Raw genomic sequence first — 23699 nt, 5'->3', positions numbered from 1 at the left:
TGTCAATGGTTCTCCGATGCGGCGCTTTCCGCGGCAAGCTCCGGAAGCAGCCAGGACGAAAATGCCCGGAAACCTGCGTCAATGCTTGCAATCGCACCGGATCGGATGCAGCGATGGTGTCACTCTTCGTTGCGCGGCGTGATGGACACACGGCCCAATTGTTCCATCACGCGAACCAGCGCATGGGTGCCGTCTTCGTCGCCGCCGTGCGCCTGAACGGAGCGAAGGAGTTGGTGAACGGTCGCGGTGCCCAGAAGGGGCAGCTGAAGCCGTTCCGCTTCGCCGAGTACGATGCGGAGATCCTTTTGCTGGAATTTCACGGAGAATCCCGGCGCGAGATCGCCGCGCACAATGCGGGGCCCCAGATTGGACAACGCCCAGGAGCCCCCCGCTCCCCGCGTGGTGACTTCCAGCATTTTTTCAAGATCCACCCCTGACTTTTTCGCCAGCGCCATCGCTTCCACCATGCCGAGGAGATTGAGCCCGCAAAGGATTTGGTTGCACGCTTTCACCGTTTGCCCGGCGCCGGCGGGACCGCAATGAACGATCGTGCCCATCGTTTCCAATACCGGGCGCACTTCCTCCAGCACATCGGCTTCCCCGCCCACCATGATGGACAGCGTACCGTTTCTCGCTCCGACATCACCGCCGGAAACCGGTGCATCCAGCATCCGGACCCCTTTTTCCGCGGCGGTGCGGGCCAGCCGCACGGTGGCATCCGGAGAGATGGTGCTCATGTCCGCCCACACCGTTCCCGGCTTGGCGGCATGGAGAAAGCCGTGTTCTCCGAGTGCCACCTCCTCCACATCGGGGGTGTCGCCCACCATGGTGATGATCAGGTTGCACGTTTCCGCCAACTCTTTGGGGGAAGCGGCGGTTTCCGCTCCCCATCGGGCGGCCTCGTCCATTTTGTGTGCCGTCCGGTTCCAGACGGTAACGGGAAATCCTCCCTTGTGAATGTTTTTGCTCATGGATCGGCCCATGATCCCCAGTCCGATGAATCCCACGTTCCAAGTTTTCATCACGGTTCCCTCTTTCCGCTTGTTCCCGAAACTTTGCCCGTCCGTTTGAAACGTCTCCGAATCATCCGTTTTGCTTTTGCCAAGCCGCTTCCAGTTTTCTGCGGACATCGTCTTTCACGAATTGCCACAACCGGCGGTCCGTGCAAAATCGGTCTTTCAGCCCGCGGTACACTTCTTTTTGCTTTTCCGCAAATTTCGGGTCATCCTTCGGCGGAAGAGTCGCCCGAACTTCATCCACCAACGCCTGCACTTCGGGTGCCCGCGGGCCCCACACGGCCCGTTCCCGCCCTTCCCGGTCAATCAGGATGAAGATGGGGATGGAACGGGATGTGCCGTTGGTGAGATATTGATCCATCAGTTCCAGGTTTTCGTCACGGATGAGGAAACTCATCTCAAAACGCGCCGCTTCGGCGATTTTGCGGAAGATCGGCAAACAGAGCATGGCATCCCCGCACCAGTCCGCGGTCAGCACGATGACTCTCCAGTCGAGATCCGCACCCTGACGGAAAAACTCCTCTTCTTCCCGCTCCAACTTCACCTGTTCATAAATCCCCATCATCCGTTCCCGGTTGGTGGACATGGACGCGACATACTCGTCCCAGGTCATTCCTTTGGCAAACCAATCATTCAACGTCATGCTCACCGGTTTTCCCCTCCCCGTTCGTCATCCGGCCGCTCAGGTTCTCCGGGCCCCGCTTCCGACCGGCCCCTTTCGTTTGCCGGGCCGGCGGTCATCGATCACTCCCGGCCGAAGTCAGCCGGTTCCAATCGCAGCGGTCCCCGGCAACTCCCGCAGACATACCGGTTCACATCGATTTTTCGTTTCCTGAAATAGATTTTCCTGCAACCTTGGCATATGACCCGATACCGGACAGGGTTGGAGACAGGCCGTGGGTCGAGCGGCGGCGCCACGCTCAATCCTCCCACCTTCGCCAGCCAGTGACGGAAATCCCGGTCCCGGTGCCGGTATCCTTTCCCCGACAGATGCAGATGGTAATGGCACAACTCATGCAGCAAAATGCCTTCCACCGTCTCCCGTCCGTACACTTCCAGGTACCGGGGATTCACCTCGATCCGGTGGTCCCGGAGCATATACCTTCCGGCGGTGGTCCTGAGCCGATGATTGAATACCGCCCGATGACGGAACGTACGGCCGAACCGCTTCCGTGACAATGTTTCCACCCACGCCTGAAGCTCCGCGTCGGTCATGCCCTTCCTCCCTTCCGGTCATACGCCGGCCGCTTGGCGAATGCACGGGACATCCTCATTTCATCATAAACTGAACCAACATGTCGATGACAAGGGGGAACCCATCCATGCCCAGTTGGCTGGTCAAACAGCTCATGCGGGCGTTTTTGGCCAAGGACCGGCGACAGATCCGCTTTTTGAACGAATGCTGGTTTCAGTATCGGGAGCGGGGACCGGGAGCCTGACTCCCCCGTCACCGCCAATCCCCGCGATAAAAAACCGGCCGTCCGAAATCCGGACGGCCGGTTTGGCATCTGTTGTTTCTCGTCCGACGGTTCACTCCGTCCGGGATTCCTCTTCCCCGGCGACCACCGGCACCATGCTGAGACCGACACGTTCCCGCTGAACGTCGATGCTCGCCACCCAAACATCCACAATGTCCCCGACGGTGACCACATCCATCGGGTTTCTGACATACCGTTTGCTCATGCGGGAAATGTGGACAAGTCCGTCGCTTTTCAGACCGATGTCGACAAACGCGCCGAAATCCACCACGTTGCGGACGGTGCCTTTGAGTTGCATGCCGATGTGCAGATCCTCGATTTTCAGTACGTCCGAGCGGAAAATCGGGGCCGGCAGCTCGTCACGCGGATCCCTTCCGGGCCGGAGCAGCGCCTCGATGATGTCGCGCAAGGTGGGAACTCCGCATTCCAGTTTGGCGGCCATCGTTTCCGCGTCCACCCGTTTCAATGCATCGGCCAGTGCCGGAGTGCCGATGTCGTCGGCGGCAACATCCAGCTCCGCCAAGAGCCGCTCCACGACCGGATAGGATTCGGGGTGAATCGGCGTTTTGTCCAGCGGATTGTCTCCGTCGAAAATGCGCAGGAACCCGATGCACTGTTCGTAGGTTTTGGCTCCCAGCCGGGGGACCTCTTTCAGTTCCTCCCGCCGGCGGAAGCGGCCGATTTCCTCACGCCGCTTCACGATGTTTTTCGCCACCGAAGCGGAAATGCCCGACACATACTGCAACAGGGCGGTCGAAGCCGTGTTGACGTCGACGCCCACGTAGTTGACCGCCGATTCCACCACGTTCTTCAGGCTTTCTCCCAGCCGTTTCTGGGAAACGTCATGTTGATACTGCCCCACGCCCACCGATTTGGGATCGATTTTCACCAATTCGGCCAGGGGATCCTGCAGGCGGCGGGCAATGGAAACCGCGCTGCGGCGTGCGGCGTCGAGATCCGGAAACTCTTCCTTGGCCAATTTGGAAGCGGAGTAGACGCTGGCACCCGCTTCATTGACGATGATGTACACCAGATTGGACCGGCCGGATTCGCGGATCGTTTCGGCCACGAACGCTTCCGTTTCCCGGGAAGCGGTGCCGTTGCCGACGGCGATGATTTCGATCGGATACTTGTCGAGCAACCGGAACACTTCCCGCTTCGATTCCTCGATCTTCGGCTTCGGCGGAGTGGGATAAATCACACCCACTTCCAGCATTTTTCCGGTATCGTCCACCACGGCCCACTTGCACCCCGTCCGGTACGCCGGGTCGATGCCCAAGACCGTCTTTCCGCGGACCGGCGGCTGAAGCAGCAAATGGCGCAGGTTTTCGCTGAAGATTTTGATTGCCTGTTCCTCCGCCTGCTCCGTCATCAGGGAACGGATTTCGCGCTCGATCGAAGGAGCGATCAGCCGTTTGTACGAATCGGCCACCAGCTCCTCAATGAACGGATTTTTCACCGGGAAAAAGCCGTACAGCCGCTCCAGAACCGGTTCCTCCGGTACTTCCACTTTCACTTTCAGCATCTCTTCCCGCTCTCCCCGGTTGACCGCGAGGACGCGGTGAGACGGCATCTTATGTACGGGTTCGCTGAATTCGTAATACATTTCGTAGTTGGATCTTTGCTCGGGATCTTTGGCCCGGGAGACGAGAAGGCCGTTCTTCCAGGTGTATTCACGCACCCAGCTGCGAATGTCGGCATCCTCCGAGAGTTCTTCCGCCAGGATGTCCATCGCTCCCTGCAGAGCCGCTTCCGCGCTCTCCACTTCCCGTTCTTCGCCGACGAATCCGGAAGCCGCCTCACGGACTTTCTCCGGATTCTCCGTTTCGGCCATGAGCCGCGCCAGCGGTTCCAGTCCCTTCTCCCGGGCGACGGAGGCACGGGTCTTCCGCTTCGGCCGGAACGGCAGGTACAGGTCTTCCACTTCCTGCAGTTTGACGGAAGCGAGAATCCGCTCTCTGAGCTCATCCGTCAGTTTTCCCTGCTCGTCGATGAGTCGGATGACTTCCTCTTTCCGTTCCTGAAGCTGGGTGAGATAGTGAAAACGCTCCTCCACGGCCCGCAGCTGCTCTTCGTCCAGCTCCCCGGTCCGTTCCTTGCGGTAGCGGGCGATGAAAGGAATGGTGTTTCCTTCTTCCATCAATTCGATCGCCGCCTTGACCTGACCCGGTTTCAACCCGAGTTCTCCGGCGACCACCCCGTACATCTGTTCACGGTCCATTCGCATCCCACCTTTGACATGGATCCTGACGGGCAAACCGCCCACGCCCCCCTTTCCCGCGGCACGTCCTCCGGAGAAAGACGGGCGACGGCAGTTCACCGAGATCATTTCCCATTGTATCGGACAGGGAGCGATCCATCATCGTTGTTTGCGGAAAAATGGACGACATTTGAGTGACGGCGAATTCAAAAACAAAAAAAAACGTGCCCGCTGGCCAGGCACTCGCTGCGGCACTTTCCCGATTCCTTTCCCGTCCGCTTTTTCCGGAAAAAAGCGGGCTTGCTCCGGGGAGATGTCATGCGTTCCCGCTCAGCGCGCGAAGCGGCCGAAAAAACCGTCCGCGCCCCGGAGCCTGTGACACGAATTCGGGCCGGGACTCATCCCGGCGAGCGGTTCGGATAAAAACGAAGATGAAGGTCAAATGACTTCCGAAACTTCCATCCGGATCGCTTTGCGCATTTTCTCAAGCGCCCGCCTTTGCAGCCGGGAAACATGCATCTGGGAAATCCCCAGCCGGTCACCCGCCTGCTTCTGGCTGAGATTTTCGAAAAAGGTCATTCGCAAAATTTCCTTCTCCCTGTCGTTCAGCACATGGAACGCCTTCTCCAGAAGGAGTCTCCGGTCCACCCGGTCGTACCCCTCGTCTTCCTGTCCGACGAGATCCAGGAGCGTGACCTGGCTGCCGTCCGTGCCGGCCTCAATGGGGCTGTCCACGGACACGGCGTTGTAACTGCGCCCCATCTCCATCGTTTCCAGCACGTCCTCTTCGCTGACGCCCAGATACCGTGCGATTTCATCCACTCTCGGCGAGCGTTGCAAACGGGTGGTCAGATCTTCCACCGCTTTTTTGATCCGCGGTCCGAGTTCCTTGATTCTCCTCGGCACATGCACACTCCAGGTTTTGTCCCGGATATGGCGTTTGATTTCACCGACGATGGTGGGAACGGCAAAGCTTTCGAAGCTTCGGCCGATGGTGGGATCAAAGCGTTTGATAGAAGCGATCAGCCCGATCATTCCCACTTGGACCAAGTCTTCGTGAGTTTCCGAACCGCGGGCGAATTTGAACGCAAGCGTTTCGACCAGTTCACGAAAATGCTCCACCAGCCGCGCCTGTGCCCCTCCATCCCCGTCCCGTTGAAATGCCTGAATCAGCTCCAACACCTGTTCATCTGTCAGCGGGGAATGTTGCGGACGGATCGGCATGAGATTCCACCACGTCCTTTCGGATATACTTGGTCATCGTCACGATGACGCCGTTGTCTCCTTTGATATCCACGTGGTCCATGAGCGTTTTCATCAGGTAGAGTCCAAGCCCCCGCTCCCTCAAGGTGTTGGAAGGATCCGGCTCGATCGGTCCCGTCCGCTCTTCCACCTCCTTGACGTCGAAGCTCGTGCCCCGGTCAACCACCTCGATCTCCAGACGGTTGGGGAAGATGTTGCAGCTGACCTCGATTTCCCCTTCACCTCCGCAGTAGGCATGATCCACGGCATTGGTGCATGCTTCGGAAAGGGCCAGCTTCAAATCTTCGATATCGTCATAGGAAAAACCCATCCGGTTGGCGATCCCGGAGACGGCTAGGCGGGCGATCCCCACATAATCCGGTTTGGCGGGAATCGTCAAATTGACCCAATCCAGGGGCTTTTCTCTCATGATTGGCCATCCTCCTGCACTCGTTCTTCAATCTCGATGTGGTCTTCCAGTCGGGTGATCTGGAACAATCGGCGAAGCCGGTCGTTCAATCCGGTGACGACCAACTTGCCTCCGGACCCTTTTTGCGACTTCCAGGCGCCGATCAACACGGTCAGCCCGGTGCTGTCGATATACGTGGTTCCCGACAGATCCACCACGACCTTCCGATCTCCCGTACACCGGGGAAGCAGCTTTTCCCTCAGGGCGGGAGCCGTGTAGACGTCCACTTCCCCGGCAACGTGCAGAATAAAGGTCTGATCCTTGTCTATGGTTTCTCTCAGGGTCAGATTCATTCGATCAACCTCCTGTCCGATGAAGCTTCCCGGCATGCGGTGTCAGTCCGTGCTTCTCTTGATGAGCAGGATCGTCTGGTCATCGCGGATCCGGTAACCGCTCATTTCGTAAAGCCGCTGATGAATCGCTTCCACGGCCTGTTGGGCCGGAAGATCGATCTGTTCGCGGATGACGGCGATCAGGGTATCCCGTTCCAGAAAATCACCGTTTTCCAGCCGACACTCGGTCACCCCGTCAGAAAAAAGGATGATGGCATCTCCCGGATCAAGCCGGACGGTAAATTCCGGATAATCGACATGGCGGAGCACACCGAGGATCAAGCCTTTGGTTTCCAGGTCCCGAAATCCGTCTTCAGCCGCGGAATAATGAAGACCGGGTTCGTGTCCGGCCGTGGCGTAGCGGAATTCATGGTTCAACGTGTCATATACCCCGTAAATCATGGTGATAAACATGCTGGGGTCGACGTTGCGCTCCACGACGGTGTTGAGACCGCGCAGGATTTCCGACGGAGAAAGAGCCTGGTCGTCATACCGGTCCATGGCGTATTTGATCATCGACATGCACAGGGCGGCGGGAATGCCTTTCCCGATGATGTCGGCAACGGCCACGCCGAGGAGACCGTTTCCGTGATCCACGAAGTTGTAATAATCGCCGTTCATCTGCCTGGCTGCCACGCTGAGCACGCCGATCTCCAGTCCCGGGGGGTCGGGGGGAGCGGATGGAAGCAACGTTTGCTGCATGCCGACCGCCACTTCGATCTCGTTTTCCAGTTCCCGGTGCAAATCCATCAGGTGTTCGCGATCGCGGTATGCCAAGCCGTATCCCACCATCACTTCCAGCAGGAGATTGAAAGAGTGGGTCACTTCCGGCGGCAGGTCGGGAACCAGCTTGCGAACGGTGGAAATGTGGAGATTGATCACTTCCTCGGGAGGAATGCGTTTCTCCATGAACCACTTGCTGAGTTGCCCGGCGCTGTACAAATGATCTTCGCGCGGGTCTTTCATGTGGGATGCCAGCAATTTTTCGTAATATCGTCTGAGACGGTCGTCCATGTGTAAGGCTCCTTGATCACACATCAATGAAAACGGGGGAAGATCGCAACATGGGATCAGATGATTTTGAAATATCCCCCCCTTTACGATAACACAGCCGTTCTTTCAACAAAAGTTCCGGAAACAAAAAAGAGAACGGAATCCTTTTCCATTCTCAGAAATCGATGATGCCCAAACTGATCATCAGGGCTTCATTGACCCGGTTCATCATTTCCTCATCCAGATGCGTGATCTTGTCGGTCAAGCGTTGCTTGTCAATCGTCCGGATCTGTTCCAGCAAGATGACGGAATCCCTGTCAAAACCGTACGTCTTGGCGTCGATCTCCACATGGGTGGGCAACTTGGCCTTTTGAATCTGGGCGGTAATCGCGGCGACGATGACGGTGGGGCTGAACCGGTTCCCAATATCGTTTTGAATGACCAAGACGGGCCGAACCCCACCTTGTTCGGATCCGACCACGGGGGAGAGATCTGCAAAATACACATCGCCACGTTTGACTATCAAGCCCGTTACACCCCGCTAACCAAACGGTCCAAAGTGTCTTCAGCCTCTTCTTCCAGCGCGAACGCTTCGGAAGCGATGTTGAGGTTGATCCTGGCCATTTCCATGTATCCTCGTTGCATCATTTCGCGAATGATGCGTTTCTTTCGTTCCTGCACATACATCTTCATCGCTCGGCGGATGATTTCGCTGCGGCTCAGATTCTCCCGGGCAACGATCCCGTCCACTTCCTGAAGCAGATTCGTTGGCAGGCTGATCATGATTCGCTTGGTACCGGACAACTGAAGCACCCCCAACCAATCATCACCGTTATGCATTCCCTATCAATACTAGCATTATGACGTTGTGGTTGCAAAAATATACTTTCATTTCCTACATAAGGAAGAGCCATATGATGACACATAGTCTACTCTATTCGTCTTCGTACTGAAAATTCCTTCCCGAAACTTGGATAAAGACAAGGCATGCCCGACCGACACTTGCCGAACCGCACCGATGCAGCCTTCCCGTCACGCAAGATCAAGCGGTTTCGACGGATGCTGGGTCAACCGGTTCACGATGTGAACGGGTTTTCCGTTTTTCATGTAAATGCGGGGAACTCTCGCTCCCAGCATGCATGTCACTTCGTAATGGATCGTTCCCAACAGCGAGGCCACTTCGTCCACCGTGATCCTCTCGTCCCCCTGGACGCCGTAGAGCACCACCTCATCGCCGACGTTCACCGGCATCACCGAAGAAACGTCCAGCATCGTCTGGTCCATGCACACGCGCCCCGCCACCGGCACGCGCCGGCCCCGCACGAGCGCAAACCCCCGGTTGGACAAAAGCCGGTTGAATCCGTCGGCGTATCCAACCGGGATCACGGCGATGGTTTCGTCCCCCCGGGCGATGTAAGTTCGTCCGTAACTGATGCCCGTCCCTTCGGCCGGACGGTGCAGATGAACGATCCGGGTCTTGAACGAGAGCGCCGGCATCAATGCCACCGATTCGCGATTGACTTCGGCGGACGGATAAAACCCGTACATGCTGATTCCCAAGCGGATCAAGCTGTTGGCCCCTTCGGGAAACGCGATCGCACCGGCACTGTTGGCAAGATGGAGAACCGGAATCCGAATGCCCTCCCGGTTCATTTCTTCCACAATCCCGGCAAACTCCCTTTCCTGACGGCGGGCATACGCGGTGTCCCGTTCGTCGGCCGTGGCAAAGTGGGAGTACAATCCTTCCACTTCCACGTGGGCACAAGCCAGTGCCTTCCTCACAAAGGGGAGTACTTCTCCCGGCTTGAGACCGATGCGCCCCATGCCGGTGTCCGTCTTGACATGAATCTTTGCCCGGGTCCCGAGGCGGGCGGCCGCCTGTTCCACCGCTTCGAGACTTTCCTCCGAATACACGGTCAGCGTGAGGTCGTGGGCAAGGGCATATTCCGCCGCGCGGGGCGGCGTGTATCCCAGCACGAGGACCGGAGCCGTGATGCCGGCACGCCGGAGCTGAATCCCTTCATCCACGAAGGCCACACCGATCCGGGTGGCTCCTGCGGCAAGCGCCTCCCGCGCCACCGGGATTGCCCCGTGCCCGTATGCATCCGCTTTGACCACGGCCATGATTTCCGTTCCGGCCGGCAGATGTCGCCGGAAAGCGGAGACATTGTGCGCGATCGCATCCAAATTCACTTCCACGACGGTATCCCGCGCATACGGCGGGAAGTCATTGATGATTCCAGCCACGTTTGACCCCTTCCAAGCGAACGTTCAGCTCTTGCAAAAACCGGTTTCCCGCCAGCACATGCACCCGGCGTCCCCGAACGGTGTAGATGTACGGGAGACCGTATTCCTTTTCCATCTCCGCCAGCGGCCATTCCTCTTCCCGCCTTCCCTTGCGAACCACCAAACGGTCGGGATACAGGGTGTACGTCGGCATGACCGCCAGGAGATACACGGCGGGAGTGACCGTCAGCACGATCACGGCCAAAGCCACGGACCACCGGAGAAGCTCCGGGCTTTCCGGTGAAAACCGCAGAAACAAAAGAGCGAAGCCCGCCAGAAAGAGACCCGTTTCCAGTGCCCGAAGCAACGGGCTTTTCCTGTACAAAAGCGTCAAGTATGAAGTGCGTTCCACCATCAGCGGTTGCTTCGCCATCGAAGTCGTTCATCCTTCGCAATAGGGTTGAAACTGGCACTATTATACCAGAGTTTCAAACCGGCACACAAAAAAAAGAGGCGAACGTCATTCTTCGCTCCCCTTTCGGTGCCCTTGCGATGTTCTCCCGCCAAATGAACGCGGCGAACCATCCGTCACTTGGAGGGTTGGTCGATGGTGGATGCGGCGATGGCCATCATGTCTTCCGTCCCCAGTTCGCCGAGCAACTCAAATTCGATGCCGTCATGAATCCAGGACAGCCGCTTTCTGTCGCCCAACTCCAGCAAAACTCCGACCGTGCCGCCCAGATCCACCGGGTGGCCGAGAGCGGGAATCCCCTGCGCGGACGCCCGCGGATGTCTCTGCGTGAGGGTGAACGGCGTCTTGCCCGCAAACCGCATGATCACCACTTCACCATCCAGGGATTTCACGGTCTGTTCGTCCACCAGCCGGCTTCCTTCCGGGATGTATCCCGGTGCGACGGCCGCCACGGCTTCATTCCGCTGATTTTTTGCTCCGGCCAGCGTTTCCCGCGACTCCGGTGTCACCGAATTCAGGTTTCGCTGCATTTCAAATGCATCCGCGTCAAACGAAGCGTCCGGTTGGAACCGGTCAAACTCCATGGTCACCAGCACTTGTCCGGTTTCATTCAGGACCTCCACACGCTTCGGGTTCAGATCCTCGTCCAGAAGGATGCGCTGCTTGACACCGTTTTGTCTGAACGGGTATTTGGCGGACACTTCAAATTTGTATTCCTTGCCCTTGGCTTCAAACACCCGCTGTTGATCATCCAGAATACTTGCCAACAAGGACTGGTAGAGGTACACCTGACCGCTGGACTTGGGCCAGTCGCTCTGGAACCGGAAACTTTTTTTCAGATGGGGACTCAACACGTAGACCCCGTCCTGATTGCGCAACAAAATTTGCACCACGTCTTTTTTCCGGTTTTTCAGGGCCACACGGTAATGGTCCGGTTTTTTGTACCAGACTTCCACATCGTATTCCTGGGGTTCCTTGCCGGTCAGGATGGTCATTTTTCCGTGACTCATGTAGGACTCCAGTTCTTCCGAACGTTTGGAGAGCTCACGAACCACGTCCTGAGCATCCTTGGTTCCGCAACCGGCGAGCACCAGGGCCGCCAGCAACATCATTGCGGCAAGGAACCGGAATCTCCGACACATGTTCGACTTCACCGTCCATTTCCCGGGAAATGTGTCGGTTAGTCAGGGACCTTTGTCGACAAATCGGCGAACAACGGACCGATGGCTTCCAGGAGATTCGCGAATGTCACCGAATGGGGAGGGCCGCACAACTCTCCCGCCCGCCCGTGCAGCCAGACCCCCATCGACGCCGCTTGCACGGGGGGAATTCCCCGGGCGAGCAATGCCCCGACCAATCCGGACAGAACATCGCCCGATCCCGCCTTGGCCAGGGCGGGACCGCCGGTGGTGTTCAGGATGCACCGTCCGTCCGGCGTCGCAATCAGGGTGTATCTTCCCTTGAGCACAACCACGGCACCCGTCCGTCCGGCCAGCGTTCGGGCCGCGCCCGGGCGGTCCGATTCCACGATGGCCGTCCGTGTCCGGAGAAGACGCGACATTTCACCGGGATGGGGGGTGAGCACGACCGGTGTCAAGCGGTCGCGAAGCAAGGGTTCCAGCTCCGGATGATCCGACAGGATGTTGAGTGCGTCCGCATCCAACAGCAGCGGGACATCCACGCGTTCCAACAGCTTTCGCAGCCAAACGTCCTCTCCGGGAAACCGGGCGAGTCCGGGGCCGGCAACCACGGCGGAGAAACGGTTTTTTCTCCGGGAAAACCATTCGCTGCTGTCGGGATGAAACGTTCCCTGCCCCGGCCAGCTCCACACCGTTTCCTGAACGGCGGACGCCTGCTGGGTCATTCGCTCCGATTCGGGCACCGTCAGGGTGACATACCCCACTCCCGCCCGCCAGGCGGCCCCCGCGGCCATCCGAACGCTTCCCGGCATTCCTTCCGCTCCTCCGATGATCAGCAGGTGTCCGTGCGTCCCCTTGTGCGACCACGGATCTCTCGGAACGAGATGCTCCCGCCACAGTCCGGGGTGATTGATCCGCGACTTCGGTTCCAGGGAAGAACCCGGATGCGGGGGCATGATGCCGATGTCCGCCACCACGGTTTCACCCGCGTGATCCGCGCCGGGGCGCAGGTAGTGACCCCATTTCGGATATTGAAACGTGACCGTCACATCCGCGCGAACCGCCTCCCCGGACACGTTTCCCGTGTCCGTGTCCACTCCGCTCGGGATGTCGGCGGAGAAGACCCATCGGGGACGATGCCCCTCCAGCAACCGGACCGCTTGCGCCATCAACGGCCGGAGCGGTCCGCGGGCCCCCGTTCCCACCAATGCATCAAGAACGACATCGGCCCGGCGAAGATCCGCGATGAGCTCCTCCTCGCGATCGGGGCGGAACGTTTTCACCGTTTCCCATTTGTTCAGCGAGTCATGAAACACCCTCGCCCCGGAAGTCAGTTTTCTCTCCTCTCCCACCAGCCAGGCGCTCACGTCCCAGCCGCCCAGTCGCAAATGACGGGCGGCCGCGAATCCGTCTCCCCCGTTGTTTCCCGTTCCCGCCAGGATGGTGACCCGCCCCGGCCGGGGGTGTCGCTTCAAGATTTCCGAAGCCACGGCTTTCCCGGCGTGATCCATGAGCACAACGGCGGGAATGCCGTAGTGTTCGATGGTTTGCCGGTCCAGCTCGCGCATCTCCTCCGCGGTGACCAGATACAAGGTCTGTCCCTCCTAACCGCATTGTAAATGTATGTCCACCCGGGAATGGATATGCCCGCACCGGACCAAGGAAGCCTCGTCCGTTCCCGAAGGCACCGGCATCACGGCATGAAAAAACCCGGATTCCCGTCTCATCCGGGAATCCCGGGCCTCTTCAGACATCTTCGGCATCCGCCGGCCGCAGGGAATCATTCTGCACGTGTTCCACCACGGCAAAAGCCATGGCATGGCCGTCACTGTGCGCAATGGACACATGCACCCTCACCCGGGCCCCCTGCCACAGCGTTCGGAGTTTCTCCCCATGGAGTCTGACCTGCGGCTTGCCGCGGGCATCGCTCAGGATCTCGATATCCCGGAATGACAGAAATTCCCCGATTCCCGTTCCGCACGCTTTGGCCACGGCTTCCTTGGCCGCAAAACGCCCGGCCACAAACTCGAGTCGCCGGAGATCCGTTCCGGGAAGGTGCTCCCTTTCCCGATCCGTCAGGATTCTTCGGGCCAGCCGGAGCACACCGGCTTTTCCGATCCGCCGAAGTTCCACCAAATCGGTGCCGACTCCCCAAATCATGAGCTCATTTCACATCCCAGCGAAACGTGAGTGCCGCCACCAAAAAAGAACCCGCCAGCCACGCCAGAAGAACTCCCCCCGGCATGAGCACATCCGTCCATCCGGCTCCCTCGTTCATCACCTGCCGCAATGCGGTGCTCAACCAACTGATGGGAAGAGCATGAACCACCGGCTGCAAGATGTCCGGCATATCTCTGAGCGGAAAAAAGATTCCCCCGACAAACATCATCGGAAATGAAATCAGACCGGCGATGGGCCCGGCCGTCTCCGGGGTTCTTGACAGTGACGCGATGATGAATCCCATCGACATGAACGTGAGCGTCCCCAGAAGGATCAACAGAAACAAAAGCCCCCACGATCCCTCCACGTTCACGTCAAACACAAATCGCGAAATCAGCAGGACGACGACCGCCTGCACGAAGCCCAGCAGAACGCGGGCCGTCATTTGCCCGGCGATGAACGACGCACTTGACAAGGGGGTGCTCTGCATCCGGCGCAAAATGCCCCGCTCCCGCCACGACGCGATCGCGCCAGCCACGCCGTTCAGGTTGTTGTTCATGATCATGAGCGCGAGAATCCCCGGAACGAGAAAGTCGATGTAACCCAGCCGGTTCCCCCGGACGTCGGCGACGTCCATCGAGATGAGGGGCCGGTACCCTGTTCGTTCCTTGTTCCACGCGTCCAGTTTCATGCCGATCAGATCCGTTCCCATCCGGGCCATGGCGGCGTTGCTCTTGTCCAGGTACAGCACGACCCGGCTTTCCCCGGCCGACGGCTGTCCGTTCCGAAGATCCCGCCCGAAGCCCGAACGGATTTCGAGCACGAGGTCCAGTTCCCCTTTTCGCAGATCCCGGAGCAGATTCTCTTTCTCGCCTTGGGTCAACTTCACACCTTCGATTTTGGACAGTTCTCCGGAGAACCGGACCGATTCGGCCGAACGGTCCGCATCATGAATCCCGAGACGGACGGAAAAATCGTTTCCGTCGCCTCCCAGCCCGCCGAGCAACAAGATGATCAGAACCGGAATCAACAAGGAGAAGATCAGGATGTTCCGGTTGCGGGCGAACAGGAGAAGTTGCGCCCGGACCAGTTCCAGATATGCTTTCATTCGCTCAACCTCTTTCCCGTGCGTTCCAGAAACACGTCTTCCAGCGTTTTCGAACGGGTTCGGAGTCCCGTCAGGGAAATGCCTCTGTCCCCGGCCCAGTTCAACAGTCCTCCCAACGTTTCCTCCAACTTGTCCGCATGCAGCACCACCAGGTCTCCTTCTTCCCGGTGAACCCGTTTGACGCCGGGCAAGCTCTCCAACTCCCGTTCATGTGCGTGTTCCTGAAGCACAAATTCGATCCGGCTCTCCGACGACAATTGCCGGATCAATCCCGCGGGCGTGTCCAAGGCGATCAGGTTTCCGGAGTCCATGATGGCCACCCGGTCACAAAGCACTTCCGCCTCTTCCATGTAATGCGTCGACAGAACCACCGTCCGTCCTTCTTCTTTCAGCTGCAGGACAATGTCCCACAAATCCCGCCTCGCTTTGGGATCCAGCCCCGTCGTCGGTTCATCCAGAAAAATCACTTTCGGATCGTGAATCACCGCCAACGCGATCGCCAGACGCTGCCGCTGACCTCCCGACAGGTGCTTCACCAGCGTCCGCTCTTTCTCGCGAAGCCGGAATGCATCCAGGATCTCCCCGTGCGGTCTGGTGCGCGGATAAAAACTTCCGTACAGCCGGAGACTCTCTCTGACGGTCAGATGATCAAACAGGGCGGTCGCCTGAAGTTGCACACCGATCAACTCCTTGATTTTCCGGTTGTGCTTCACCGCGTCCACCCCGTCGATTTCCACCGATCCGGCGTCGGGGGTCCGGAGTCCCTCGATCATTTCCAGCGTCGTCGTTTTTCCGGCACCGTTGGGCCCCAACAGTCCGAAAATTTCCCGTTCGCGCACCTCGAACGAGATTCCTTTCACCACCGTCTGGTCCCCGTAGGTTTTGGTCAATCCTTGAACTTTGATCATGGAATCCCCCAATCATCACATCGTATTTCGTGTGTCTACCGAAATTCCCGGACCGGCGGACGAACCCGAACCGTCCGTGCTTAGCCTGTCCACCTCCAATATACCCTTCGGAACACATCCGTTTCAAAAAAAATCCGTCACCGATTTGTCATCATCTGAACGGCACATCACCGCCGGGCGGTTTGTCTTGCTCCCGACTTTTGGTGTATGGTATGAATGGATACTCACACTTTCAGACGGGAGGAACCCTCCATGTACCAAGTGAACAACCGGATTGACATCCGTTCGCCGGAGCATCTCGCCGAGTTGAAAGAGCGATTCGCCAAAGCGCCGGAATCCATGAAACAGGTTCCCGGTTTCATTTCCTTCCGGCTGCTGGAAGCAGAGGACGGTTCCCACGTGATCGCCGAGACGGTGTTCGATTCGCCCGCTTCTTTCCGCACCTGGTTGGAAAGCGATCATTTCCGCAACGCTCACGGCGGCCGGAGCGGAAACGCCGGCGGAAGCAATCCGGCAAGATACTTCGTGGTCATCGGGTAACTCCCGCTCAATTTCCGAAAGGAGCAAGATGTCATGACCAGTTTTGGAATCGCACTGTTCCTGCATGTTCTTTTGGTCGCCTCCTGGTTCGGGGGTGTTTCCGTCATGGCAATGGTTCTCCGGGATGCCGTTCGCTCCGGGGACATCGACAAGATGAACGACACACTCGGACGCGTGCAACGTTGGAACATGACCATGTATCTGCCCGTGTCCATTCTGGCACTGGCCACCGGCGTGTATCTGTTGATTCAGCGCATGGGCGGAGGGGAAACCCCCTTGTACCTTCTGGTGAAAGAGCGTCTGGGAAGTCTGCTCGTCTTGCTGTACATCGTCTTCGTCGCCTATCTGGGCAAAAAATGGCTGAAACAGGCAAGGGAAGCCAAGGATTCCGGGCAAACGGCGTCCATCCTCAAACGGTACATCCAAGTGCTCAATCTGTCGCTCCTGGTCATGACGGTTCTCATCTTCTTCGTCACGGTGAAACTGGTATAAGAAGCGGGCTTCCGCACCATTTTGCCACGAATGCCTGCTTCGGCATTTTCCGGAACCGTTCTCTCCTGCAAAAAGACCCGGGAATCCCTTTTTGGATCCCGGGTCTTTGTTCACAGCGCCCGATCGATCAGGGCCAACAGCGCATTGCTGGTGATTCGCCGGATCGTTTCGTTTTCCTTGGCCTGTTGGGTGTGATGAATCGGGTCAAGGAACCAGTTCCAGTAAAACGTACCGACCGCGAACACTTTCCCTCCGGTCGGTTTTTTCCACCAGATCACGTGAGCATCTTTTTTCTTCCCGTAAAGCATGACCGGAGAAGCGGCCAACACTTCCACGCCGGGCAATTGTCCCCCGTACGAATCCACTTCGCCCCCGACCACGCCGGGAATCCGGTCGCCGTTTTTCAGACCGGTGCCTTCGAACAACCAATGGTCCGCCCGGGTGATCACCAGCGGAGCCGGTGCGTCCGGAATTCCCGAATACATGATGCCGAACATCCGGTCTTCCGGCATGTTGACCGGCGCTTGGCGAAACAGGCCGGTGGTTTTGAGCGGATCGATTTTCGCCAGCGGATCCTTCTCCACGGCAAATTGTTTGTAGGAAACCATGACCCGATCTGCGCGGCCGTATTTGTCCGGCTCCAGTCGGATTTGCCAGTAGGCGCAGTTGGCGCTGAACACGGCCAAATTCATGCGGGAAGCCGTCAGATGTTCCACGCTTTTCCGCATGTCCATCGACCAGTACTCACTGTGACCGGCAATGATCAGCGCATACACGTAGGAGGTTTCGAGGAGTCGATGGTGAAGGTCCATGTCCGTCAGATAGGTGACGGAGTATCCTTCCATTTCCAGCCATCGGATCAGGTTGTATTCAAATTGGAAAAACAGTCCGGAACCGTAATAACTGCGGTAGGGACGGTTGAGGGAAACTTGGTGCGCCTGAACGCCCCGGGTGCTGTTGTAACCGTACAGACTTTTTCCGCCCCAGTTGTTGTAAGCCTGGTACGTGTTTGTGCTCAGGAGAACGGCCAGATCCCCGGCGGGCACCTGCTGCCGGACCACGAAAAAGATGTACGCTTCGCGTCCGTCCTGATCCACCAGTTTGACCAGATAACATCCGGTCGGCCAATCGGAAGGAACCCGGAATTCCAATGTCGGCGTCCAATCGGCGGCATAGGTTTCGGGATCGGGCTCAAGGTTTTGCGGGGAGGCCTGAAATCCGTTCAGCGTGGTCATGTGCCGGCCGCCCTTGCCTCCGTACCATCCCATCCGGTAAATTTCCATTTGGAACGGTGTTTCGCTGTGCACGTAAAACGTAATGGATTCCCCGGGGACGACGGATTCCGCCGAAGCATATCCCTGCAGACGGTTTCCTGCCGGATTCGTGATTTTCCACCGCTCACTCCCCGGCTTCCTGTTTTCCGCCACGACGTCCAGCGTTTCCAAATGAGCCGGCCGTTGAAACACCTCTTGCGTTTTGCGGGGCTCTTTTTCTTTGGGCGATGCCGCGTCCGCCATGTATCGGGAGAAAAGCTCACGGGACAAAAATGTCGATCCGAGCAGCATGGCGGTGGCATGCGGGATCTTTTTCAACAATTGACGTCTTGAGTATTCCTTGCCGAATTTTTCATCCGTCCATCGGCGGAGCCATTCCATCTTGTCCACAGGACGTTTCCCCATTTCCCTGTTTCTGTCGGATCATATTCTCAAAATCTGAAAATCATATATATACTATTATAGTACGGGCCCTTCCAACGACAAGGCATTTTCTTCATTTTACAAAAATTCTCCTTCATTTTCCGTAGTTTCTTCTGCCGCTTCCTTCTTGCGTTTCCGGACATTCCCCGGGTATGCGGCCCCATCCCTTCGGGTGTATGTCCAAAAATTGAGATTTTTTCCGGAAACAGGTTGTCGGAGGTTGATATTAAAATTGGATTTCCATCTGTCAGACAAACTGGCCGCCTTTCTCGGGGATCTGGGAATCTGGGGAATTCCCGCCGCCGTGGTGACGGGAACATCGGTGAATCTTCTCGGCTTCATTCCTTCCGTGGCGGTCACTGCCGTCAACGTGCTTCTCTTCGGCCCCTGGCTCGGCTTCTTTCTTTCATGGTGCGGGGAAATCCTGGGGTCTTTTTTGGCATTCCTCCTCTTTCGCAAGGGGATCCGGGCAGCGGGTCTGCGCAAGCATCTCGATTGGAATTGGGTGAAGACTTTGAGCGAAATGTCTTCCAAAGACAAGTTTGCCGCCTTGCTCATGGCCCGTCTGCTTCCCTTGATGCCTTCCGGAGCCGTCAATCTGGCCGCATCCTTGACGGGCGCCTCCGTCGGGGTGTTCCTGCTGTCCACCGCGATCGGCAAAGTCCCTTCTCTGCTGTTGGAAACCTTGATCAGCCAAGGTCTGATCCACCCGGACGAACACGGGGGCCGGCTCATCCTGGGAATCCTTGTCACGGGCCTTGCGTTCATTTGGTTCCGAAAAAGAAACAAACCGCTTCGCTGATCCTCTCCGGGAATCCCGCGACCTTCCAATTCCCCGCAACTTCCGGATCGGTCCCTTCCCCGGGCACCACGCCCGGTGCTTCGTGCCACCGATCCGTTCCCTTTCCGCTTTTCCATCCGGGATTCCTCACCCGCCAAGCCGCCTTCCTCCGGAAAGGACCGGATGGCTCCCAATCCCCGTCACCTTTGCGGGGCGGCCCGCCGCTCTCCATTCCGCCCGCCTGCCGCAAGCAGTTCCCGAATCCCGGAAGCTTCACGAAATCGAGTCCATAAGAAACATACTTCTTTTTGTCACAAATGATATCGTGTTATCATTATGACAAGAGGAATGGATCCATTTATGAGAATAAATGAAAAATCCCCCATTCTTTGACTTCGACTTTCTTGTGCTCACCGGAATTCCGGACCACACCACGAAAGAAATCCGCCGTTGAATGCGCGCCCCGACGAAGAAATGCCTGGGTCACCGGGAAATTTCCACCGAACCGTTATCCTCTTTAAAAAAAGGTAAATAAAATCATTAGATAGTTTGTATTGTTCACAAAAAATCCTTGAATCTTAACATTCTATTTCCTAAAATCGAAATCAGAGGATGAGTGGGTGGCTCCCACCTGATTCCTGATCACACCTGAAAGGAGAAATTCAACGAGATGAAGATCAGGACTTCCCGAACCGTCCGGTCTCTGCTTTTCACCCTTTCGCTGGCGCTCATCCTGACACGGTCTCCCATGCAGGAAGCACTGGCCTACTCCTTCACCGGTCAAAAGCAGTGCACGTATTACATCTACTGGCGTTGGGGCGGATCCATCACTTCCGCACACAAGAGCGCTTTCCAACAGGCTCTGACCGACTGGAACGGAGCCCAGTCCGTGCGCCGGTTTGTCGGTGGAACCTCCACGGCCCCGGGAGCCATTGACACCTACACGGCCAAAGACGGCAATTACGGCCTCTCCACCTGGTATTACAACAGCAGCGGATGCATCACTTCCTGGGTCTCCAAACTCAACAACAACTACAACAGCACGTTCACGGCCAACCGAAGCACCGCCAACCACGAGCTGGGCCACATCCTGGGACTGGAGCACACCAACAATCCGGCCATCATGAAGATCGGACGCGATCGCTTGTCCATTTACGTTCCGCAAACCGATGACATCAACGGCGTCAACGCACTCTACTGAAAAGGAGGATGAACCATGATCAAGCGGATTCTGATCACCGCCTTGGCCGCCTCTTTGATCGTCGGAGTCCTCACCGGTTGCACGGACAAGCAGGAAGCGGCCGCTCCGATCCACGTCAGCTTTGAACCCAATCTGGCCGGCGATCTCAAAGCCATGAGCGAACGCGCCCAAATCGTGGTGCTTGGCAAATTCGGCACCGATTACCATGTCTTCAACGGTTCCCGCAACCCGCAAAACCCCGCGGAGCCGAGCAAATCCGTGTTCAGCGAAGGCCGTTCCTATCCCTTCCAGGTGATTCAATCCATCAAAGGACAAACCGAAACCGACATTCGGGTCAACCTGCTGTACGACCAGCAAATCGACGGTCTCCTGGACGAGAACGGAAAGCCGCTTGACGTTCGGATTCCTTCCCCCTCCTTCTTTGAACCCGATCCCTCCAAGACGTATCTGCTGTTTTTGGAAAAGGATCCGCACGTGGAGGGCTACTCCATCAACTTCCAACCGTACGCCATCGCCTTTGATGCAAGCGGCAAAGCGGAATTGATCACCCCTCGCAAAGAAGCGACGGCATTGGCTTCCAATGAAGCCAACATGAAACGTCAAGTCCTCGTTCACGGCTTTGTGGACGATTATCCTGACACCGTCTCCGGCAAATCGATCGACGAAGTGCTGGATGAAGTGAACGGATACCTGAAATGAACGGTTTCCCAAAGAGCATCTTCCGGTCCGCAGGGAAAGGAGGATGCTCTCTTTCTTTGCAAAAGCAAAAGCTGCCGGCAGTTTCGCCGACAGCCTGTGTTTCCGATGTTTCCGATCAGGGCTCAATCACCTGGGAAAGCCGGGACAAGATGTTCGTGCCGACCGAGCTGACGCTTCCCATGACCGTTCCGGATCTCAGCACACCTTGCTTTTCGTTCAGATAGGTTTGAACGGAAGCAGGCAAAGACGTGGGAGACGTCAGGATCACCGGCGCCCCGGAAGCGGCGGCAAGCGGTCCGGCAATCAACGCGTCCGGGAATTGGAGCCCGTTTGCCATGATCGTACGGTGGTGATCCGGAAGCAGCGTGTTTGCCAGGTTCACCGACACTTCAAACCGGTCGGCTCCGTCGATCCGCCGGACGGTGCCGAACGCCGCCAATTGTTGTTTGACGGCATCGGAGACGGTGGATGCTCCGCCGACGATGATGAAATTCCTGATTTGCGGATGAGTCTCCAACCACTGACGGATGGTGGTCGGAATCGCGTCCTGCTGCACCGGGAGAACCGGCATGCCTTTTTGAGCCGCCACCGCCGAAGAGGAGAGCGCATCCGCAAAGGCGGTGCCGCTGACGATCACGGCCGTGTCCACGGAACTTCCTTCGATGACAAGGGAAGCCGTCCCGGCGGCCACTTCATACCGGTCCGCTCCGCCGATCCGTTCCACCGCACTTACACCGAGACTGCGAATCCGGTTTTCCACCGCTTCGGATACCGAACCCGTTCCCCCGAGAATCGTGACTTTGGTCGGACGAATGGCCCGAATTTCTTCCTCCACCGAGACCGGCAGGGAATCCGGCGTGGTCAGCAGGATGGGTGCCTGCCGCTTGTGCGCCAGCGGGCCGCCCGCCAATGCGTCCGGATAGTCGAGCCCGTTTGCGATGATCACTTCGGTCGGGGTCCCGAATGTATAGCGGTACTCACGCGACGCATTGACCGACACTTCAAACCGGTCCTTGCCGTCCACCCGTTCGGCCGCCAACGCTTTCCGGAGCGCATTGACGAACCGGTAATAGTCGTCCGTTTTGGTTTGGCGCCCCTGGGAGGTGAGATCGGCGAAAAACGATTTCCGGAGCGACGTGGTCAGTTCAATCTGCGCACCGGCCCGGCTCCTTCCCCGGTTGGCGATGTTGTCCGGGTCGGTGCCTGCTCCGTCGGGAAGTTCCCCAACCGCATCTCTTGCCGTAAAATTGGCTTCAATCAAGCGATCCAACACGACCTGTTTCAGGTCCAGGTCAAGCCCGCCGACGTAAGCCACTTTTTCCCCGGGAGTTTTGTCGGAATAACCGTGCAGGCTGAGCACCCGGTCGGCATCCGCCACCATGTTCACGGCCCGCGATTCGGTGATGTGAGCCGACGTCACGTGAAGTTCCCGGTTGTTGGCGGATTTGAGTCCGCTGAAATTGTAGTGGTTGTAATTGGCACTCCCCCGGATTTTCGGATCGTTGTAGATCCCCGCGATTCCCCGGGCCAGTTCACTGGTGCCCGCCTCAATGCCGCCGCCGTGCACGGACAGGATCAAGGTACGGGAAGGGACCGTCCGGGTCGAGACGGAATACGTATCGCCTTCGGTCTCATATTGCATAAGCTCATCGGTGTTGCGATACATGTCCGCTTTCAAGCCTTCCCGCACCGCCTTGACAAACCGGTAATACACATCCGTTTTGTCGACGGCTTCGTCCCGGCCGGCCTTGGTGTCCACGTCGCGGAACATCGCCTTGCGCAAACTGTACGTGAGCTCCAGATGCACACCAGCCCGTTTCAAGCCTTCATTGGCAATGTTGGCCGGGTTGTTCCCCTCGGCATCGGATGAGGAATCCACGGTCACGGTGAAACCGGCTTCCCGAAGGCGCTTGGCCACCCAGCCGCGGGTCCAGGTGTCCAGACCGCTCACCATCACTTCCTGTTGCCCGCTGACCCGGTCGGGAATTCCGTGAATCGACAGAACCCGGAACCCTTTGTCCACCATGCTTACCGCGGTCGGTTCATCGAACGTTTCCGAAGGAATTTTCAGCACGTTGTTGCCGGTCGACTTGATCCCTTCGAACAGATACGCGTTGAACATGTCTGTGCCGTTGATCAAATCCGGATCAAACTCATTGCCGGTTTCATCGTAGTTGGCAATGCCTTTCGCCACCTCACTGGTGCCCAGCTCCATCCCTCCGCCGTGAATCGCCATGATCAACGTTCTGGACGTGGGACGGGTCCGGGTCAGAATGCGATAATCGACTCCAGGTCGTTCACCGCCGTTCACAAGCTCTTGCCAATTCTGATAACCTCCGACGGCTTCTGCCTGTTGTCCCTGAAACGGAGCCGTCACTATGGCAACCGTCATCAGGGAAGCCAGCAGCGCCCGCGACACGTTCCGCCGCATCAAACCGATGCCCCTTCCTGATGGTTAGGATTCAGCAAAAACAATATAATTATATCATTTGAAATTTGCAATTGGAGGCATGGTCTGCATCAAGTGTTTCAGTCATGTGAAAATC

25 protein-coding genes are annotated in these 23699 nt (G+C 57.6%); 6 read left to right on the top strand and 19 right to left on the bottom strand.

Translation table 11 applies throughout. The features are described 5' to 3' along the window. Positions 1–119: 119 nt before the first annotated feature. From EG886_RS01410 to EG886_RS01400, 3 genes are all read right to left on the bottom strand, one after another. The gene (locus EG886_RS01410) at positions 120–1022 is read right to left on the bottom strand and encodes an NAD(P)-dependent oxidoreductase (RefSeq protein ID WP_241154339.1); all 903 of its coding nucleotides are present in this window, start codon (positions 1020–1022) and stop codon (positions 120–122) included. 61 nt (positions 1023–1083) lie between these two features. Beyond that, positions 1084–1659 (bottom strand): thioredoxin family protein, encoded by a 576-nt coding sequence (locus EG886_RS01405; RefSeq protein ID WP_124728611.1) that lies wholly within the window; start codon positions 1657–1659, stop codon positions 1084–1086. A 101-nt stretch (positions 1660–1760) separates the two neighbouring features. After that, complete coding sequence (locus EG886_RS01400) at positions 1761–2231, bottom strand: SprT family protein (RefSeq protein WP_124726474.1); 471 nt, start codon at positions 2229–2231, stop codon at positions 1761–1763. A 107-nt stretch (positions 2232–2338) separates the two neighbouring features. Between EG886_RS01400 and cmpA the strand changes: the two genes are divergently transcribed. Then, complete coding sequence (gene cmpA, locus EG886_RS01395; RefSeq protein WP_124726473.1) at positions 2339–2455, top strand: cortex morphogenetic protein CmpA; 117 nt, start codon at positions 2339–2341, stop codon at positions 2453–2455. Positions 2456–2546: 91 nt separating this feature from the next. On the opposite strand, the gene EG886_RS01390 is transcribed toward cmpA, so the two are convergent. The 14 genes from EG886_RS01390 to EG886_RS01325 all read right to left on the bottom strand — a co-directional run bounded on the left by EG886_RS01390 (position 2547) and on the right by EG886_RS01325 (position 15743). Continuing rightward, the gene (locus EG886_RS01390; protein ID WP_206425328.1) at positions 2547–4715 is read right to left on the bottom strand and encodes a Tex family protein; all 2169 of its coding nucleotides are present in this window, start codon (positions 4713–4715) and stop codon (positions 2547–2549) included. A gap of 417 nt (positions 4716–5132) precedes the next feature. Next, on the bottom strand, positions 5133–5918 hold the full coding sequence (gene sigB, locus EG886_RS01385) for an RNA polymerase sigma factor SigB (protein WP_124726472.1): 786 nt from the start codon (positions 5916–5918) through the stop codon (positions 5133–5135). Then, positions 5881–6366 carry an anti-sigma B factor RsbW gene (rsbW, locus tag EG886_RS01380; RefSeq protein WP_124726471.1) on the bottom strand — a complete coding sequence of 162 codons (486 nt, stop codon included), beginning with the start codon at positions 6364–6366 and terminating at the stop codon, positions 5881–5883. Before rsbW ends, sigB begins: the two co-directional genes overlap by 38 nt. Beyond that, a complete protein-coding gene (locus tag EG886_RS01375; RefSeq protein ID WP_124726470.1) occupies positions 6363–6698 on the bottom strand; it encodes an STAS domain-containing protein in 336 nt (111 codons plus the stop codon). Before EG886_RS01375 ends, rsbW begins: the two co-directional genes overlap by 4 nt. Positions 6699–6740: 42 nt before the next feature. Next, positions 6741–7751: a PP2C family protein-serine/threonine phosphatase gene (locus EG886_RS01370; RefSeq protein WP_124726469.1), complete on the bottom strand. Its 1011-nt coding sequence runs from the start codon at positions 7749–7751 to the stop codon at positions 6741–6743. 154 nt (positions 7752–7905) lie between these two features. Then, entirely contained in the window at positions 7906–8256 is a 351-nt protein-coding gene (locus EG886_RS01365) for a type II toxin-antitoxin system PemK/MazF family toxin (protein WP_124726468.1), read from the bottom strand. Positions 8257–8261: 5 nt separating this feature from the next. Beyond that, positions 8262–8570, bottom strand: a complete 309-nt coding sequence (locus EG886_RS01360; protein WP_124726467.1) for a CopG family ribbon-helix-helix protein — start codon at positions 8568–8570, stop codon at positions 8262–8264. Between the two features lie 192 nt (positions 8571–8762). Continuing rightward, positions 8763–9977, bottom strand: coding sequence for an alanine racemase (gene alr / locus EG886_RS01355; RefSeq protein WP_241154338.1), 1215 nt, complete (start codon positions 9975–9977; stop codon positions 8763–8765). Then, positions 9958–10389 (bottom strand): hypothetical protein, encoded by a 432-nt coding sequence (locus tag EG886_RS01350; protein ID WP_124726466.1) that lies wholly within the window; start codon positions 10387–10389, stop codon positions 9958–9960. Before EG886_RS01350 ends, alr begins: the two co-directional genes overlap by 20 nt. A gap of 155 nt (positions 10390–10544) precedes the next feature. After that, positions 10545–11570 (bottom strand): outer membrane lipoprotein-sorting protein, encoded by a 1026-nt coding sequence (locus EG886_RS01345; RefSeq protein WP_124726465.1) that lies wholly within the window; start codon positions 11568–11570, stop codon positions 10545–10547. A 38-nt stretch (positions 11571–11608) separates the two neighbouring features. After that, on the bottom strand, positions 11609–13159 hold the full coding sequence (locus EG886_RS01340; protein WP_124726464.1) for an NAD(P)H-hydrate dehydratase: 1551 nt from the start codon (positions 13157–13159) through the stop codon (positions 11609–11611). A 154-nt stretch (positions 13160–13313) separates the two neighbouring features. Continuing rightward, complete coding sequence (acpS, locus tag EG886_RS01335) at positions 13314–13727, bottom strand: holo-ACP synthase (RefSeq protein WP_124726463.1); 414 nt, start codon at positions 13725–13727, stop codon at positions 13314–13316. Between the two features lie 4 nt (positions 13728–13731). Beyond that, a complete protein-coding gene (locus tag EG886_RS01330) occupies positions 13732–14835 on the bottom strand; it encodes an ABC transporter permease (protein WP_124726462.1) in 1104 nt (367 codons plus the stop codon). Beyond that, the gene (locus tag EG886_RS01325) at positions 14832–15743 is read right to left on the bottom strand and encodes an ABC transporter ATP-binding protein (RefSeq protein ID WP_124726461.1); all 912 of its coding nucleotides are present in this window, start codon (positions 15741–15743) and stop codon (positions 14832–14834) included. The genes EG886_RS01330 and EG886_RS01325 overlap by 4 nt, the downstream gene beginning before the upstream one ends. A gap of 252 nt (positions 15744–15995) precedes the next feature. Here EG886_RS01325 and EG886_RS01320 point away from each other — a divergent pair, with 252 nt between their 5' ends. Both EG886_RS01320 and EG886_RS01315 read left to right on the top strand, forming a co-directional pair. Beyond that, a complete protein-coding gene (locus tag EG886_RS01320; protein ID WP_164491577.1) occupies positions 15996–16283 on the top strand; it encodes an antibiotic biosynthesis monooxygenase family protein in 288 nt (95 codons plus the stop codon). Between the two features lie 33 nt (positions 16284–16316). Next, positions 16317–16775 carry a hypothetical protein gene (locus EG886_RS01315; RefSeq protein WP_124726459.1) on the top strand — a complete coding sequence of 153 codons (459 nt, stop codon included), beginning with the start codon at positions 16317–16319 and terminating at the stop codon, positions 16773–16775. 110 nt (positions 16776–16885) lie between these two features. On the opposite strand, the gene EG886_RS01310 is transcribed toward EG886_RS01315, so the two are convergent. Continuing rightward, a complete protein-coding gene (locus EG886_RS01310; RefSeq protein WP_338134651.1) occupies positions 16886–18430 on the bottom strand; it encodes a N,N-dimethylformamidase beta subunit family domain-containing protein in 1545 nt (514 codons plus the stop codon). A gap of 262 nt (positions 18431–18692) precedes the next feature. On the opposite strand from EG886_RS01310, the gene EG886_RS01305 reads away from it, so the two are divergent. The 3 genes from EG886_RS01305 to EG886_RS01295 all read left to right on the top strand — a co-directional run bounded on the left by EG886_RS01305 (position 18693) and on the right by EG886_RS01295 (position 21153). Next, positions 18693–19274, top strand: a complete 582-nt coding sequence (locus EG886_RS01305; RefSeq protein WP_164491576.1) for a TVP38/TMEM64 family protein — start codon at positions 18693–18695, stop codon at positions 19272–19274. 649 nt (positions 19275–19923) lie between these two features. Continuing rightward, entirely contained in the window at positions 19924–20454 is a 531-nt protein-coding gene (locus tag EG886_RS01300; protein WP_124726456.1) for a matrixin family metalloprotease, read from the top strand. Positions 20455–20469: 15 nt separating this feature from the next. Next, positions 20470–21153 (top strand): hypothetical protein, encoded by a 684-nt coding sequence (locus tag EG886_RS01295; RefSeq protein ID WP_124726455.1) that lies wholly within the window; start codon positions 20470–20472, stop codon positions 21151–21153. Between the two features lie 115 nt (positions 21154–21268). Here EG886_RS01295 and EG886_RS01290 read toward each other — a convergent pair whose 3' ends face one another. Continuing rightward, positions 21269–23584 (bottom strand): poly-gamma-glutamate hydrolase family protein, encoded by a 2316-nt coding sequence (locus EG886_RS01290; protein ID WP_124726454.1) that lies wholly within the window; start codon positions 23582–23584, stop codon positions 21269–21271. Between the last annotated feature and the right edge of the window lie 115 nt (positions 23585–23699).

The organism is Staphylospora marina (assembly GCF_003856495.1).
In the GTDB taxonomy this organism is placed as follows: domain Bacteria; phylum Bacillota; class Bacilli; order Thermoactinomycetales; family Thermoactinomycetaceae; genus Staphylospora; species Staphylospora marina.
Note: the sequence above shows the minus strand (reverse complement) of the source record. Positions and strands in the feature narration are given on the sequence as shown.